This is a genomic window from Marinobacter sp. NFXS9, assembly GCF_040148665.1.
Lineage (GTDB): Bacteria > Pseudomonadota > Gammaproteobacteria > Pseudomonadales > Oleiphilaceae > Marinobacter_A > Marinobacter_A mangrovi.
On sequence record NZ_JAGDDW010000002.1, the window covers coordinates 295,326 to 308,851 of the forward strand.

The following is a 13,526-nucleotide window of genomic DNA, read 5'->3' on the forward strand; positions in this document are numbered from 1 at the left end:
GGGCCTGACGGGTGGGTGGAGGTGTTCCCTTGTATCGCATCCTGTTCTGCGGATGGCTTCTGCTGCTCAGCGCCCCGTTGCTGGCCGAAGAAAAAAATGGCGCTGGTGCGGTCACCCGCGGCGCCGATAACCTCTCATCACTGATGAGTCTGGGGCTTGGCCTGATTGTCGTCATTGCCCTGATTTTTGGCTGTGCCTGGCTGGTCAAGCGGATGAATGGCCTGTCCGGCATGAACAACCAGGCGATCAAGGTGGTCAGCGTCATGCCGGTGGGCGCCCGCGAGCGCATTGCCCTGATTGAGGTGGGCGGCACCCAGATCCTGGTGGGCATTACCGCCACCGCGATCCGGACGCTGCATGTCTTTGACGAGCCGGTGGTCAGTGGCAGCGTGGGCGGCGATAGTGAGTTTGCCAAGCGACTGCAGACCATGCTCGGGCGCAGCTGGGGTGATCGCTCGGCCTCCCGCAATGACCAGGGAGGTGATACGTGACCCTCTTGGCCCGAAGCCTCAAACTGTGCCTGACGTGCCTCCCCCTGTTCCTGTTCGCTCTCCCGGCCCAGGCGGCCGATATTCCCGGCATTCCGGCAATCACCGTAACCCCGGGTCCGGACGGCAATACCCAGGAGTATTCGGTCACCCTGCAGGTCCTGGCGCTGATGACGGCGCTCACGTTCCTGCCGGCGATGCTGATGATGATGACGTCGTTCACCCGCATCATCATCGTTTTCTCCATCCTGCGTCAGGCGCTGGGGTTGCAGTCCACGCCGTCCAATCAGATCCTGCTTGGGCTGGCCCTGTTCCTGACCATCTTTATTATGCGGCCGGTGTTCGAGCAGGTGAACGAGACGGCGCTGCAGCCCTATCTTGCCGAACAGATGGCGCCCCTGGAAGCCGTCGAGGCGGCTTCCCAACCGTTCCGCAAATTCATGCTGGCCCAGACCCGGGAAGATGATCTGGGGCTGTTCATGCGGATTTCCGGCGAAAAGGCGGCCAGCCCCGACGATGTGTCGTTCTGGGTGTTGATGCCGGCCTTCGTGACCAGCGAACTGAAGACCGCCTTCCAGATCGGATTCATCCTGTTCATACCCTTCCTGGTCATCGATATGGTCGTGGCCAGCGTGCTGATGGCGATGGGGATGATGATGCTTTCACCGATCATCATCTCGCTGCCTTTCAAGATCATGCTCTTTGTACTCGTTGACGGCTGGTCCCTGATCATGGGAACGCTGGCAGCCAGCTACGGACTGTAAGGGAGGTCAGCCATGACCCCGGAAACCGTTATTGACATCATGCGCCAGGCGCTCTGGCTGATTGTCCTGCTATCGGCCATCATCATCGGGCCGGGGCTGGTTGTCGGTCTGATCGTCAGCACGTTCCAGGCGGCGACGCAGATCAACGAGCAGACCCTGAGCTTCCTGCCGCGCCTGCTGGTCACCTTGCTGTCGATCATCGTGTTCGGTCCCTGGATGCTGCATCAGCTCATGGATCACGCTGAACGACTGATCACCAATATTCCCTACCTGATCGGTTGACGATGGCACTGGAGATCGCCGCCGACGGCGTGGGGCAGTGGGTCGGGCAACACGTCTGGCCGCTGTTTCGCATTGCCAGCTTCATGATGACGATTCCGTTTGTCGGAGCCGGCCTGGTGCCGGCCCGGATTCGTCTGGGGCTGGCGCTGCTGATGACGATCCTGGTGGTCCCGATGATCGGCGATGTGCCAAAAGTGGATGCGCTGAACGCCAATGCAGTGGTCATTACCATCCAGCAGGTTTTGATCGGCGCCGGCTTGGGCTTTGTGCTCACCGCGCTGTTTCAGCTGTTTGTGATTGCTGGCCAGATGATTGCGATGCAGATGGGCCTGGGCTTCGCTTCAATGGTGGATCCGGCTAACGGCGTGACGGTCCCCGTGCTGTCGCAGATCTACACCATTACCGTCACGCTGCTGTTTCTGGCCATGAACGGCCATCTGGTGGCGTTTGAGGTCTTCCTGGAAAGTTTCCGGACCATTCCCATCGGACTCAGCGGACTGGGACCCGACGCCTATTGGGATCTGGCGCACCGGATCACCTGGATGTTCGTTTCCGCCATGCTGCTGGCACTGCCGGCGGTGACGGCGGTGCTGATCGTCAACATCTCGTTCGGTGTGATGACCCGGGCCGCGCCCCAGATGAATATCTTCTCCCTCGGCTTCCCGATTGGCCTGATTTTTGGATTGTTTGCCATCTGGGTACTGCACGCCAATTTTCTGCCACACTTTGACGAGTACACCCGGCAAACCTTTGATTTCATGCGCTCTATAGAGCAGGTCCCCTGATCCGGCGGGTTGACGACAATGGCTGAAGAAGACGACAACAGTCAGGAAAAAACTGAAGAGGCCACCCCCCGAAGGCTTGAGAAAGCCCGCGAAGAGGGGCAGACCGCCCGCTCCCGTGAGCTGGCGACCATGGCCGTCCTGCTGGCGGGCGCCAGTGGCCTGCTGATGTTCGGTTCCACGTTGGGAGCGTCCCTTGAGCGCATCATGCGCTACAGCTTTTCGTTCGAGCGTATGGTGGCGTTTGACACGAACTATATGACCACCATGCTGGGAGCCGCCGCCCAGGATGCCGCCGTCGCGTTGTCACCCATTCTGCTGTTGCTGCTGGTGGCGTCCATCTTCGGGCCGATAGGCATTGGCGGTCTTTTGTTCAGCGGCAAGGCCATTGCCCCCAAGCTCAGTCGTATGGATCCCCTCAAGGGGCTCAAGCGGATGTTCTCGCTACGGGCGCTGATCGAGTTGGTCAAGGCGGTGGCGAAAGTGGCGCTGGTGATGGTTATCGCGTTGGTGATCCTCGACCAGCGCACCGACGACTTATTGGCAATCGCCGAGGAAGCACCGATTCCGGCCATGGAGCATGTGTTGTGGACGTTGGGCTGGAGCTTTTTCCTGCTGTCCTGCGCCACCATCATCATTGCGGCCATCGATGTGCCGTTCCAGATCTACGACCACCAGAAAAAGCTGCGCATGACCAAGCAGGAGGTCAAGGACGAGTTCAAGGACACCGAAGGCAAGCCGGAGGTCAAGAGCAAGGTTCGCCAGCTCCAGCGGGAAATGGCCCAGCGCCGCATGATGCAGGACGTGCCCACCGCCGACGTGGTCATTACCAACCCGACCCATTACGCGGTAGCGCTCAAGTACGACCAGAAGAAGATGGCGGCGCCGGTCGTTGTGGCCAAGGGCGCCGATCAGGTGGCCTTCAAGATCATGGAAATCGCCCGGGAGCACAAGGTGGATGTCTTGCGCACCCCGCCGCTGACCCGGGCGGTTTATCACAATACCGACGTGGGCGGCGAGATCCCCCAGGGGCTGTATGTGGCGATTGCCCAGGTCTTGGCCTACCTGTACCAGTTGCGGCGCTATCGCCGTGGGCAGGGGCAGCGGCCGGGTATGCCGGACTTCCCGATTCCCAGTGATTTGCGGCGGGATAGCTGAGTTGGGGGGCTTCAGCAGATCTTGGGGGCTGAAACCAATGGATGCCATCACTTCCGCCGCCCTAGAGGGCCATCCCAGGCCCGCTATTGCGGCCAAGGACATCCGTGTCCTTTTCTCCAGCGATGGCATCCATTGGTTTCGATTAAGTCTTCGGGCAAGCCCTCCCGAGCCTCTTGAGTACCCCGCGTAATCATGGTGGTGTAGGTTGGGCTGACGAAGGAAGCCCAACATACCCGTGGAGGCGCCGCCAGGCGACCGTGTCCCGGAGCTAACTCCGAGCATCCAGTATCCGTACCAGCGGCGTTCCCCGGCTCTCGGGAATCGGCAACCGCCCGTAGAAGTCTTCTGGATCAATCGCCCGAACGTCATCGAACCCCAGGCCCGCCAAGTGCCGGGCGCCGGATTCGCCATCGCGGAAATGAAAACTGACCTGGGCCCGGGTCATCTGGCCCAGCGCGCCGCGTAGCATGTCCAGGCCACGGCCCAGAATTTTCCCTTCGGGCTTGAGATAGGTTTCCGTCAGGTAGGCCGAGCCCGGTCGTTCCGCCAGACAGCGCGCCAGCCGGCGCCAGAACTGGCTGATGTCGTCCAGGGTGAAATAGCTGGTCAGGCCTTCTGTGACGACCAGCAGTGGTCGTCCCGCCTCGAACTGATCCTCGATCACCCGTTCCAGCGCCATGGGGCCGCCGTCGGCAAAAATATCGATGGGCTGGACCTGGTGGTGTTCCCCGAGATAGCCGTGGGTTGCCAGGTAAGCGGCTTTGCGGGTCGCCATGGCCGGCAGGTCGGCTTCCAGCATCTGCAGGTGAGGGTAGCGCTGGCGCAGCCGTATGCCTCGAGGCGACAGGCCGCAGGCGATTTCCAGCACCTGGCTGATGCCGCGCTGTTCGATGGCTTCGTGAATCAGTTGGTCGATAATCAGATGGCGTTGCAGCAGGAAGGTGCGGATATTGCCGCCGGTAACCAGGCGGCTGAGCCCTTCAAAAGGCGTCATCAGGGTGTACAGGGCATGGCCTGCGGGCGGTGTGAGGCCGTCTTCCGACAGGCCATGATGCTGCCAGACGGCACCGGTGTAGAGGGCGGTAAAGCTGATGCCGGTGCTGTCGATCGGGCGTGTCATGGGCGATCCTTGTTGTTGTCAGGGATGAGCCCTGACAACAGGCGCTCCGCCTGGCGAAGCGCCTGCTCAAGGCCCGATCTATTCTGCCGCCGGTGAATCACCGTTGGGAATGGTCGAATCGCCCCACGCAGCCTGGCTGCCGGGCAAAATCAGGTTCAGCCCGATGGCAACCACGGCGCACAGGGCAATACCTTCCACGTGACCCAGGGCCATGCCGCCAATACCGAAGACCAGTGTGACACCGGCAATCACCAGGTTACGGGCTTCGGACAGGTCGACGTGGTGACGGATCAGTGTGTTCAGGCCGACGACGGCAATGGAACCGAACAGCAGGCACAGGATGCCGCCCATAACGGGTACCGGAATGGTCTGCAGCGCCGCGCCGAATTTGCCGATAAAGGCCAGCAGGATCGCCACGATGGCCGCCCAGATCATCACCCGCGGGTTGAAGTTGCGGGTCAGCATGACCGCGCCGGTGACTTCGGAATAGGTGGTGTTGGGCGGACCGCCCAGCATCGCCGCAGCGCTGGTGGCCACGCCGTCGCCCAGCAGGGTGCGGTGCAGACCCGGCTTCTGGATGTAGTTCTTGCCCGTGACGGTGCCGATCGCCAGTACATCGCCGATGTGCTCAACCGCTGGCGCGATGGCTACCGGAACCATGAACAGGATGGCGCCCCAGCCGAATTCCGGCGTGACAAAGTCAGGAACGCGCAGCCACGCTGCTTCGCTGACCGGCGACAGATCGACGATGCCCATGACGGCGGACGCGATGTAACCCACGATCACACCGAACATGATGGGGATCAGCCGGAACATGCCCTTGCCGAAGACCGCGAAGAGAATCGTGGTCAGCAGGGAAATCATCGAGATCCAGATCGCAGTGTTGTAGGGGATGAGCTGTGCACTGCCGTCGCCGGCCTTGCCCATCGCCATGTTGACCGCCGTGGAAGCCAGACCCAGCCCGATGACCATGATGACCGGACCGATGACGACCGGCGGCAGAAGACGGTTCAGGAAGCCGGTGCCCCGCAGTTTCACGGCGCCGCTGAGGATCATGTAGAGGACACCCGCGGCCACCAGGCCGCCCAGGGTTTCTTCCATGCCGAATTTGGCCTTGGAGGCGATGATCGGCGCAATGAAGGCAAAAGAGGAGGCCAGGAAAATGGGGATCTGGCCGCCGGTGATGATCTGAAAGATCAGGGTGCCGATACCGGCGGTGAACAGGGCAACGTTGGGGTCCATGCCGGTGATCAGCGGCATCAGGACCAGGGCGCCGAAGGCGACCAGCAACATCTGCGCGCCGGCGAGGGCCTGGCGCCATACCGGCTCGTTCGGACTCGTCTGCATGTTTAGTTTTCCTTCTGTTTGGTGCCGAAGATCTTGTCGCCGGCATCACCGAGCCCGGGCAGGATGTAACCCTTCTCGTTCAGCCGCTCGTCGATGGACGCTGTGTAGATGGAGACATCCGGATGGGCCTTCTGGACCTTGTCGATGCCTTCCGGCGCCGCCACCAGGACCAGGGCACGGATTTCCGTGCTGCCGGCCTTCTTGAGCAGGTCAATGGTGGAGATCAGCGAGCCGCCGGTGGCCAGCATGGGATCGACGATCATCGCCATACGCTGGTCCAGTTCGCCGACCAGCTTTTCCAGGTAGGTGCTGGCTTCCAGGGTTTCTTCGTTACGGACCTGGCCGACGACACTGACGCGGGCGCCGGGGATCAGGGTCAGGACGCCCTCCAGCATGCCCATGCCCGCACGCAGGATGGGGACAATCGTCACTTTCTTGCCGCTCACGCGATCCACTTCCACCGGCCCAGCCCAACCCTGGATGGTCTGTTTTTCCAGCTGGAAGTCCTTGGTGGCTTCGTAAGTCAGCAGGGCCGTGATCTCTTGCGCCAACTCACGGAAGTTCTTGGTGCTGATGTCCGCCCGGCGCATCAGGCCGAGTTTGTGGCGGATCAGGGGGTGCTTTACCTCGAGGACGGGCATGGCTCACCTTCTTTTCTAAAATAGGGACATAAAATCTCACCAAGGATACCTTACTTCCCCGATTCAGTCAGTCCGGGTAGGCCGCAATCCCCTTGTCGGGCGGGTTGAGCGTCGGTTGGTACGCTTATTGCGAAACACCCTCCAGATACAGTCGTGCCGTCAAAAAAACGACATCGCGGCACGTGAGATACCCTGTTTACTGGAGAACATCGGGTCGTGGACAGAGCGCTGGTCCTCAATAACGTCAAATCGCTGACAAACGGCAACCTGGGCATCCCGGTTCTGCTGATGGCACTGCTGGGCATGATGATCCTGCCCATGCCGGTGTTCCTGCTGGACGTGCTGTTCACGTTCAACATCACCCTGTCCATCGTCATCCTGCTGGTGTGTGTGTACGCACTGCGGCCGATGGAGTTTGCCGCGTTTCCGACGGTGCTGTTGGTCGCGACACTGCTGCGTCTGGCCCTGAACGTGGCCTCGACCCGAATTGTCCTCCTCAACGGTCACGAAGGGGGCGACGCCGCCGGTAAGGTGATCGAGTCGTTTGGTGCCGTGCTGATCGGCGGCAACTATGCCGTCGGCCTGGTGGTCTTCGCCATCCTGGTCATCATCAACTTCATGGTCGTCACCAAGGGTGCCGGTCGGGTGTCGGAAGTCAGCGCCCGCTTCACCCTGGACGCCATGCCCGGCAAGCAGATGGCGATCGATGCCGACCTGAACGCCGGCCTGATCGATCAGGACGAAGCCAAGGCCCGTCGCGCCGAAATCGCCCAGGAGGCGGATTTCTACGGCTCCATGGACGGTGCCAGCAAATTCGTGAAGGGCGACGCCATCGCCGGCCTGTTGATCCTGTTCATCAACATCGCCGGCGGCGTGGCCATCGGCATGATGCAGCACGCCCTGTCGTTCGGCGATGCCATGCGCAGTTACGCGCTGCTGACCATCGGTGACGGCCTGGTCGCCCAGATCCCGTCGCTGCTGCTCTCCACCTCCGCCGCCATCATGGTGACGCGGGTCACCTCCAGTCAGGACATGGGCCAGCAGATCCTGTCCCAGATGTTCACCGCACCGCGGATTCTGTTCATTGCCAGCGCCATCCTGATCATCCTGGGCATTATCCCGGGGATGCCGCACGTGGCCTTTATAGGGCTCGGCCTCATCGCCGGCGCGGGCGCCTACTACATCTGGAAACGCCAGCAGCAGGTGGAAGAGGACGAGAGTATCTTTCCGGCGCGTGGGGGCGGTATGCCGCGCTCGGCGCCTTCCGGCGGTCCGCAGGGCGGCGGCGATGGCGCGCAGAAGCAGGCCTTGCCCGGTCCGCAAACCGAATCCCGGGAACTGGGCTGGGACGACGTGTCCACCGTGGATATCGTCGGCCTGGAAGTGGGCTACCGCCTGATCCCCATGGTGGACAAATCCCAGGGCGGCCAGCTGCTGACCCGGATCAAGGGTGTGCGCAAGAAGCTGTCCCAGGATCTGGGCTTCCTGATGCCGTCCGTCCATATCCGCGACAACCTGGACCTGATGCCCAACGTTTATCGCATCACCCTGATGGGCGTGACCATTGCCGAAGCCGAGATTCACCCGGACCGGGAACTGGCGATCGACCCGGGCCAGGTTTTCGGCAAGATTGAAGGCATTGAGGGCAAGGATCCGGCGTTTGGTCTGGATGCCAGCTGGATCGAACCGGACAAGAAAGATCAGGCCCAGACCCTGGGCTACACCGTGGTGGATGCCAGCACCGTGGTGGCGACCCATCTCAACCAGATCCTGCAGAAGCACGCCCATGAGCTGATCGGCCACGAGGAAGTCCAGAAGTGGCTGGAACAGTTGGAGAAGATGTCGCCCAAGCTGGCGGAAGAGCTGGTACCCAACACGATTTCCATCAGTCTGCTGCTGAAAGTCCTGCAGAGTCTGCTGAAAGAAGAGGTGCCGATCCGGGATATGCGGTCGATTGCCGAAGCGGTCGTCAATGTACAGCCGAAGACCCAGGACGCCCGGATCCTGACAACAGCAGCCCGCCAGTCCCTGCGTCGAATGATTGTCCAAAGCATCTGCGGCAACGAATCCGAGATCCCGGTCATCACCCTGGATCCAGAGTTGGAACAGATGTTGCTGAAGTCCATGCAACAGAGTCAACAATCCGGCGGTCAGGACGATATCGGTCTGGTGCTGGAGCCCAACATGGTGGAACGGCTCCAGCGCTCCCTGCAGGACGCGGCCCAACGTCAGGAAATGATGGGCAAGCCCGCCATCCTGCTGGTTTCGGCGCCACTGCGGCATGTCATGGCGCGCTTTGTGAGTTACGGGGTCGAACGCCTGCACGTCCTGTCTTACCAGGAAGTGCCGGACAATAAGCAGATTACGATTGTCGCGTCGGTGGGCCAGCAGTGAGGCTCGCCCAGCAACAGCAAGGCGTCGCGGGTCGCGGCGCCACCGGAGGTAGGTCATCATGAAGGTTAAACGGTTTTTTGCTCCAACCATGGCGGAAGCCCTGAAGATGGTTCGCCTGGAGATGGGAGAGGATGCCGTCATCCTGTCGAACCGGCGCGTGGATGGGGGCGTCGAAATTGTGACGGCTCTCGACTATGACGAAAATCTGGCGCGTCAGCGTCTGGGTACCGCCGCGGTGGAAGCGACCAATGGCGCCCGGCTGGCCGAAATGCAGGCGGAACAACATCGCCGCCTGGAGGAAGAACTCGGCCGCTCGCGGGACCGTATCCGGGAGATTCGTGAAAAGCGCCAACCCCGTGAGCAGGACATTCTGGATTTCACCACGCCGGAACCGGCGGCTGCCGAACCCGCTCAGGACGCCACCCATGCGGCCCTCGAAGCCATGCGGGCGGAAATCCATTCACTGCGTGATATGGTCAACGAGCGTCGTTCTCCGGCCGCTGCAAATGGCCCGGCAAACGACCCGGTGGACGCGAGTCAGCAGCGCCTGATGGAGCGACTGGAAGAGTACGGGCTTTCCCACACGCTGGCCTCCACGCTGTCTCGTAACGCTGCTGGTGTTCGACTGGAAGAGGGCTGGAAGCGGGCATTGCGCACGCTGGCGGCCGGCCTGCGCACCCAGCAGCAGGAGCTGGTCGAGCAGGGTGGTCTGGTTGCGTTGGTGGGCCCCACTGGCTCTGGCAAGACCACCACCATCGGCAAGATGGCGGCGCGTTATGTCCTGGAGCACGGCGCCGATTCCCTGGCGCTGGTCACCACCGACCGCTATCGGATCGCGGCACATGAGCATCTGTTTGTATTCGGTCGCATCCTGAACGTGCCGGTGAGGGTGGTGGATGAGAGTCATTCCCTGGACCAGATTCTCGATGACCTGTCCGATAAACGCCTGGTTCTGATCGACACGGCGGGCCTGACCCATTCCGATCGCGGCCACCAGGAACAGCTTGAGGAGCTGGCTGCAAGCCGGCATCCGGTCAAGCCTTACCTGGTGCTGGCAGCCACCAGCCAGCCTCGCATTATGAAATCCACGTGGCATTGCTATAAGATGGCGTATCCGGCCGGGTGTATCATGACCAAACTGGATGAGGCCCTGACACTCGGCGAGGTGCTAGGCTTTGCCATGGAAACAGGTCTTCGGGTGGCGTATTACACCGATGGGCAGCGCATCCCCGAGGACATTCATCCGGCACAGGCGGCTCCACTGGTCAGACTGGGTGTGGAGCGTCTGAAGCAGGTTCGGGAAACCGCCGTGGTTGCAGCCGGCGCCTGAGGTCCGGGAGTCCGCCGGAACAGCCGCAGGGCGTTCATGGGCTCCACTGTCGAGCCGGTCATCAACCGGCCATCCTTATCAAGAGTTGTCGTGAGAGACTGTATCCGGCATGAGTAGAGTTAACCCGGTCCAGGTGATCGCCGTCTCAGGTGGCAAGGGCGGCGTTGGCAAGAGCAACGTTTCGGTCAACCTGGCTATTGCACTGGCACAGATGGGGCGTCGGGTGGTGGTTCTGGATGCCGATCTGGGGCTGGCCAACATCGACGTCCTGCTGGGTATCACCGCGAACCACAATCTCAATGATGTGCTGAACGGCGAGTGCGACCTGCGCGATGTACTGGTCGACGGCCCGGGCGGCATCAAGATCGTTCCCGCCTCGTCCGGCACCCAGCGGATGACCCAGCTGACGCCAATGGAGCACGCTGGCCTGATCAACGCCTTCAGCGAACTGGGCGACCAGATCGACGTGTTGATCGTTGACACCGCTGCCGGTATTTCCGAATCGGTGGTCAGCTTCCTGCGGGCGTCTCAGGAATTGCTGCTGGTGGTCTGCGACGAGCCCACTTCCATTACCGATGCCTACGCACTGATCAAGCTCATGAACCGGGACTACGGGGTGAACCGTTTTCGCATCCTTGCCAACCAGGTTCGCAACGAGCAGGAAGGCAAGCATCTGTTTGGGAAACTGACCCGGGTTACCGAGCGATTTCTGGATGTTGCGCTACAATATGTGGGCATCGTCCCTTACGACGAAGCCGTCAAAAAAGCGGTACAACGGCAGCGTGCGGTGCTTGACGCTTATCCACGCGCCAAGGCCTCGCTGGCGATCAAGGCGCTGGCCCAGCAGGTGGACAACTGGCCGCTCCCGTCTTCTCCACGGGGGCATCTCGAATTTTTCGTTGAGCGCCTGGTGGACGCCTGATGGAGTACCCTGACCGACAGGTGGCGTGGTATGACGGTCGATTGAAACACACGGGTAATCCGGATTGATGACGTTGGCAAAAGGCCTGGGAATCTACCAACAGACGAGCTCGCGCAAATCGGCCCATCAACTGGTCGAGGACCATGCGCCGCTGGTGAAAAAGATCGCGTTGCACGTACTGGCGCGATTGCCCGCCTCTGTCCAGCTTGAAGACCTGATGCAGGCCGGCATGATCGGCCTTCTCGAGGCAGCCCAGAAATACGATGCCGGCAAGGGCGCTTCCTTTGAAACCTATGCGGGTATCCGCATTCGCGGTGCCATTGTCGACGAGATTCGCAAGGGCGACTGGGTGCCGCGTTCCGTCCACCGCAATTCCCGTCGCATCGCCCAGGCGATCAAGGCCGTCGAAGACCGGACCGGGCGCGAGGCTCAGGATCACGAAGTCGCCGACGAGCTGGACATGACCCTGCCGGAGTACCATGCCTGCCTGGCCGATTCCAACAGCGGCCGTCTTTTTAGCCTGGATGAGCTAAATGAATCGGGAGAGCTGCCGATAGACAATGAAGAGGCTGTGCCCGATCGTCCGTTTGAGGAGCTGTCGGCGGCCGGATTCCAGCGCAGTCTGGCCGAAGCGATCGCGGCGCTGCCGGAGCGGGAAAAGCTGGTGTTGAGTCTGTATTACCAGGAAGAGCTGAACCTGAAAGAAATCGGCGCCGTCATCGGTGTCAGTGAAAGTCGGGTCAGCCAGATTCACAGTCAGGCGGCATTGCGCCTGAAATCACGCCTGACGGATTGGCAGGAAGTCCGTTAGCCACGCCGTTCAAAGCCGGTTCGCAAAACGCCGGTTGAGCAGGGCAGAATGGGCGGACGCGCGACATCAGGCGCGACAAGCAAATAGTTGACATCGAATTCCGGGAGCTTGTGGTCAGCGTTGATGCCCAGGCTTTGATCCCGGAACTGTAGTTTTTGGTAACGGACGCTTTACAGCGGGCGTTGACGCGACAGAATAGGCGGTGCTTTCAGTGGCGCCGGCATCGTGTGGATTGCCGGACACTGAACTGGACGCTGGATTGGTATTCCGGGCTGTAATGATTGGAGGTCCCTTTGGACAAAAACATGAAAATTCTGATCGTGGATGACTTCTCCACGATGCGACGGATCATCAAGAATCTGCTTCGCGACCTCGGTTTCACCAATACTGACGAGGCGGATGACGGCAACACCGCGCTGCCCATGCTCAAGAGTGGCAAATACGATTTTCTGGTCACCGACTGGAACATGCCGGGCATGTCCGGATTTGAACTGCTGCAGGCCGTTCGCGCGGACGAGAACCTCAAGAATCTGCCGATCCTGATGGTGACGGCGGAAGCCAAACGTGACCAGATCGTGGCGGCGGCTCAGGCCGGCGTTAACGGTTACGTCGTGAAGCCGTTTACGGCGGCTGTCCTGAAGGAAAAGATCGAGAAGATTTTCGAACGCATCCAGTCCTGAGTATCAGAGCGCCAATCATGGGCACAAAAAAAGACAAGGCCGGCTCCCTCGATCCCGATGTCGTTGAGAAGCTGCAGCACCAGGCGGAAGAACTGAAGCAACAGGTGGACGCCGGCGATTACGCCGCGGCGATGCGCCTGATTAATGAACTGAATGATGTCCGGGACCAGAGCCTTTACCGTGAGGTTGGCCGGTTGACCCGCAGCCTTCACGAGGCCATTCGCAACTTCAGTATCGATCCGCAGAACCCGGAGCAGCAGGAAGCCCTGTCCAAGATCACGGACGCTTCCGACCGGTTGGCGTACGTGGTGGACATGACCAGTCAGGCAGCCAACCGCACCATGGACATCGTGGAAGAGGCGATGCCCAAGGCCAACAGCCTGCGGGAGCAGGCCGTTGCGCTGCGAGCCGACTGGCACAAGCTGCGCCGCCGGGAAATCGGCGCCGGCGAATTCCGTGAGCTGTACAACCGGATCGACAACTTCTTCGAACAAACGGCCAGCGATGCGGAAGCCCTTTACGGCAACCTGTCCGAGATCCTGCTGGCGCAGGACTTCCAGGACCTGACCGGTCAGGTCATCCAGAAGGTCACGGCGCTGGTCAAGGAAGTGGAAGAACACCTGCTCAGCCTGGTGGTCATGGCCAGCCATGTCGATGAAATCACCGGCACTGTCCATGATATCGGCGAAACAACGACAACAATCGAAAAAGGCGAAGGCCCTCAAATGAACGCCAAAGAGCGTGAGGATGTCGTATCCGGCCAGGATGATGTCGATGACCTCCTGTCCAGCCTTGGTTTTTGAGTGA

The 13,526-nt window shown here is 60.9% G+C and carries 14 protein-coding genes; 11 read left to right on the forward strand and 3 right to left on the reverse strand.

Annotated elements, in window-relative coordinates; all coding sequences use genetic code 11:
- The first annotated feature begins 29 nt into the window (after positions 1-29).
- Genes fliO through flhB form a run of 5 tightly spaced genes read left to right on the forward strand, consistent with a single transcriptional unit; the run spans position 30 to position 3,474 of the window.
- Positions 30-491 carry a flagellar biosynthetic protein FliO gene (fliO, locus tag J3364_RS04960; RefSeq protein ID WP_502882473.1) on the forward strand — a complete coding sequence of 154 codons (462 nt, stop codon included), beginning with the start codon at positions 30-32 and terminating at the stop codon, positions 489-491.
- A 5-nt stretch (positions 492-496) separates the two neighbouring features.
- Positions 497-1,252: a flagellar type III secretion system pore protein FliP gene (gene fliP, locus J3364_RS04965; protein WP_203141268.1), complete on the forward strand. Its 756-nt coding sequence runs from the start codon at positions 497-499 to the stop codon at positions 1,250-1,252.
- A 12-nt stretch (positions 1,253-1,264) separates the two neighbouring features.
- On the forward strand, positions 1,265-1,534 hold the full coding sequence (fliQ, locus tag J3364_RS04970) for a flagellar biosynthesis protein FliQ (protein ID WP_203140630.1): 270 nt from the start codon (positions 1,265-1,267) through the stop codon (positions 1,532-1,534).
- 2 nt (positions 1,535-1,536) lie between these two features.
- On the forward strand, positions 1,537-2,319 hold the full coding sequence (gene fliR, locus J3364_RS04975) for a flagellar biosynthetic protein FliR (RefSeq protein ID WP_203140631.1): 783 nt from the start codon (positions 1,537-1,539) through the stop codon (positions 2,317-2,319).
- Between the two features lie 18 nt (positions 2,320-2,337).
- The gene (gene flhB / locus J3364_RS04980; RefSeq protein WP_349557238.1) at positions 2,338-3,474 is read left to right on the forward strand and encodes a flagellar biosynthesis protein FlhB; all 1,137 of its coding nucleotides are present in this window, start codon (positions 2,338-2,340) and stop codon (positions 3,472-3,474) included.
- 268 nt (positions 3,475-3,742) lie between these two features.
- Here the strand turns inward: flhB and J3364_RS04985 are convergent, their stop codons facing one another.
- From J3364_RS04985 to upp, 3 genes are all read right to left on the reverse strand, one after another.
- A complete protein-coding gene (locus J3364_RS04985) occupies positions 3,743-4,594 on the reverse strand; it encodes a class I SAM-dependent methyltransferase (protein ID WP_349557240.1) in 852 nt (283 codons plus the stop codon).
- Between the two features lie 78 nt (positions 4,595-4,672).
- The gene (locus J3364_RS04990; protein WP_349557241.1) at positions 4,673-5,941 is read right to left on the reverse strand and encodes a uracil-xanthine permease family protein; all 1,269 of its coding nucleotides are present in this window, start codon (positions 5,939-5,941) and stop codon (positions 4,673-4,675) included.
- Positions 5,942-5,943: 2 nt separating this feature from the next.
- Positions 5,944-6,582: a uracil phosphoribosyltransferase gene (gene upp, locus J3364_RS04995; RefSeq protein ID WP_123633231.1), complete on the reverse strand. Its 639-nt coding sequence runs from the start codon at positions 6,580-6,582 to the stop codon at positions 5,944-5,946.
- A 216-nt stretch (positions 6,583-6,798) separates the two neighbouring features.
- Here upp and flhA point away from each other — a divergent pair, with 216 nt between their 5' ends.
- The 6 genes from flhA (at position 6,799) to J3364_RS05025 (ending at position 13,522) form a co-directional block, all read left to right on the forward strand.
- Positions 6,799-8,976 (forward strand): flagellar biosynthesis protein FlhA, encoded by a 2,178-nt coding sequence (gene flhA / locus J3364_RS05000; protein WP_349557242.1) that lies wholly within the window; start codon positions 6,799-6,801, stop codon positions 8,974-8,976.
- 58 nt (positions 8,977-9,034) lie between these two features.
- Positions 9,035-10,306, forward strand: coding sequence for a flagellar biosynthesis GTPase FlhF (gene flhF, locus J3364_RS05005; RefSeq protein WP_349557244.1), 1,272 nt, complete (start codon positions 9,035-9,037; stop codon positions 10,304-10,306).
- A gap of 109 nt (positions 10,307-10,415) precedes the next feature.
- The gene (locus J3364_RS05010; RefSeq protein ID WP_123633234.1) at positions 10,416-11,228 is read left to right on the forward strand and encodes a MinD/ParA family protein; all 813 of its coding nucleotides are present in this window, start codon (positions 10,416-10,418) and stop codon (positions 11,226-11,228) included.
- Positions 11,229-11,295: 67 nt separating this feature from the next.
- A complete protein-coding gene (locus tag J3364_RS05015; RefSeq protein ID WP_349557246.1) occupies positions 11,296-12,039 on the forward strand; it encodes an RNA polymerase sigma factor FliA in 744 nt (247 codons plus the stop codon).
- A 293-nt stretch (positions 12,040-12,332) separates the two neighbouring features.
- Positions 12,333-12,719, forward strand: coding sequence for a chemotaxis response regulator CheY (cheY, locus tag J3364_RS05020; protein ID WP_123633236.1), 387 nt, complete (start codon positions 12,333-12,335; stop codon positions 12,717-12,719).
- 17 nt (positions 12,720-12,736) lie between these two features.
- Positions 12,737-13,522 (forward strand): protein phosphatase CheZ, encoded by a 786-nt coding sequence (locus tag J3364_RS05025; protein WP_349557248.1) that lies wholly within the window; start codon positions 12,737-12,739, stop codon positions 13,520-13,522.
- The last annotated feature ends 4 nt before the right edge of the window (positions 13,523-13,526 follow it).

Coding starts and splice junctions, on each gene's coding strand:
- fliQ (WP_203140630.1), top strand. CDS start 1,265: ATGACCCCGGAAACCGTTATTGACATCATGCGCCAGGCGCTCTGGCTG.
- fliR (WP_203140631.1), top strand. CDS start 1,537: ATGGCACTGGAGATCGCCGCCGACGGCGTGGGGCAGTGGGTCGGGCAA.
- flhB (WP_349557238.1), top strand. CDS start 2,338: ATGGCTGAAGAAGACGACAACAGTCAGGAAAAAACTGAAGAGGCCACC.
- J3364_RS04985 (WP_349557240.1), bottom strand. CDS start 4,594: ATGACACGCCCGATCGACAGCACCGGCATCAGCTTTACCGCCCTCTAC.
- J3364_RS04990 (WP_349557241.1), bottom strand. CDS start 5,941: ATGCAGACGAGTCCGAACGAGCCGGTATGGCGCCAGGCCCTCGCCGGC.
- upp (WP_123633231.1), bottom strand. CDS start 6,582: ATGCCCGTCCTCGAGGTAAAGCACCCCCTGATCCGCCACAAACTCGGC.
- flhF (WP_349557244.1), top strand. CDS start 9,035: ATGAAGGTTAAACGGTTTTTTGCTCCAACCATGGCGGAAGCCCTGAAG.
- J3364_RS05010 (WP_123633234.1), top strand. CDS start 10,416: ATGAGTAGAGTTAACCCGGTCCAGGTGATCGCCGTCTCAGGTGGCAAG.
- J3364_RS05015 (WP_349557246.1), top strand. CDS start 11,296: ATGACGTTGGCAAAAGGCCTGGGAATCTACCAACAGACGAGCTCGCGC.
- J3364_RS05025 (WP_349557248.1), top strand. CDS start 12,737: ATGGGCACAAAAAAAGACAAGGCCGGCTCCCTCGATCCCGATGTCGTT.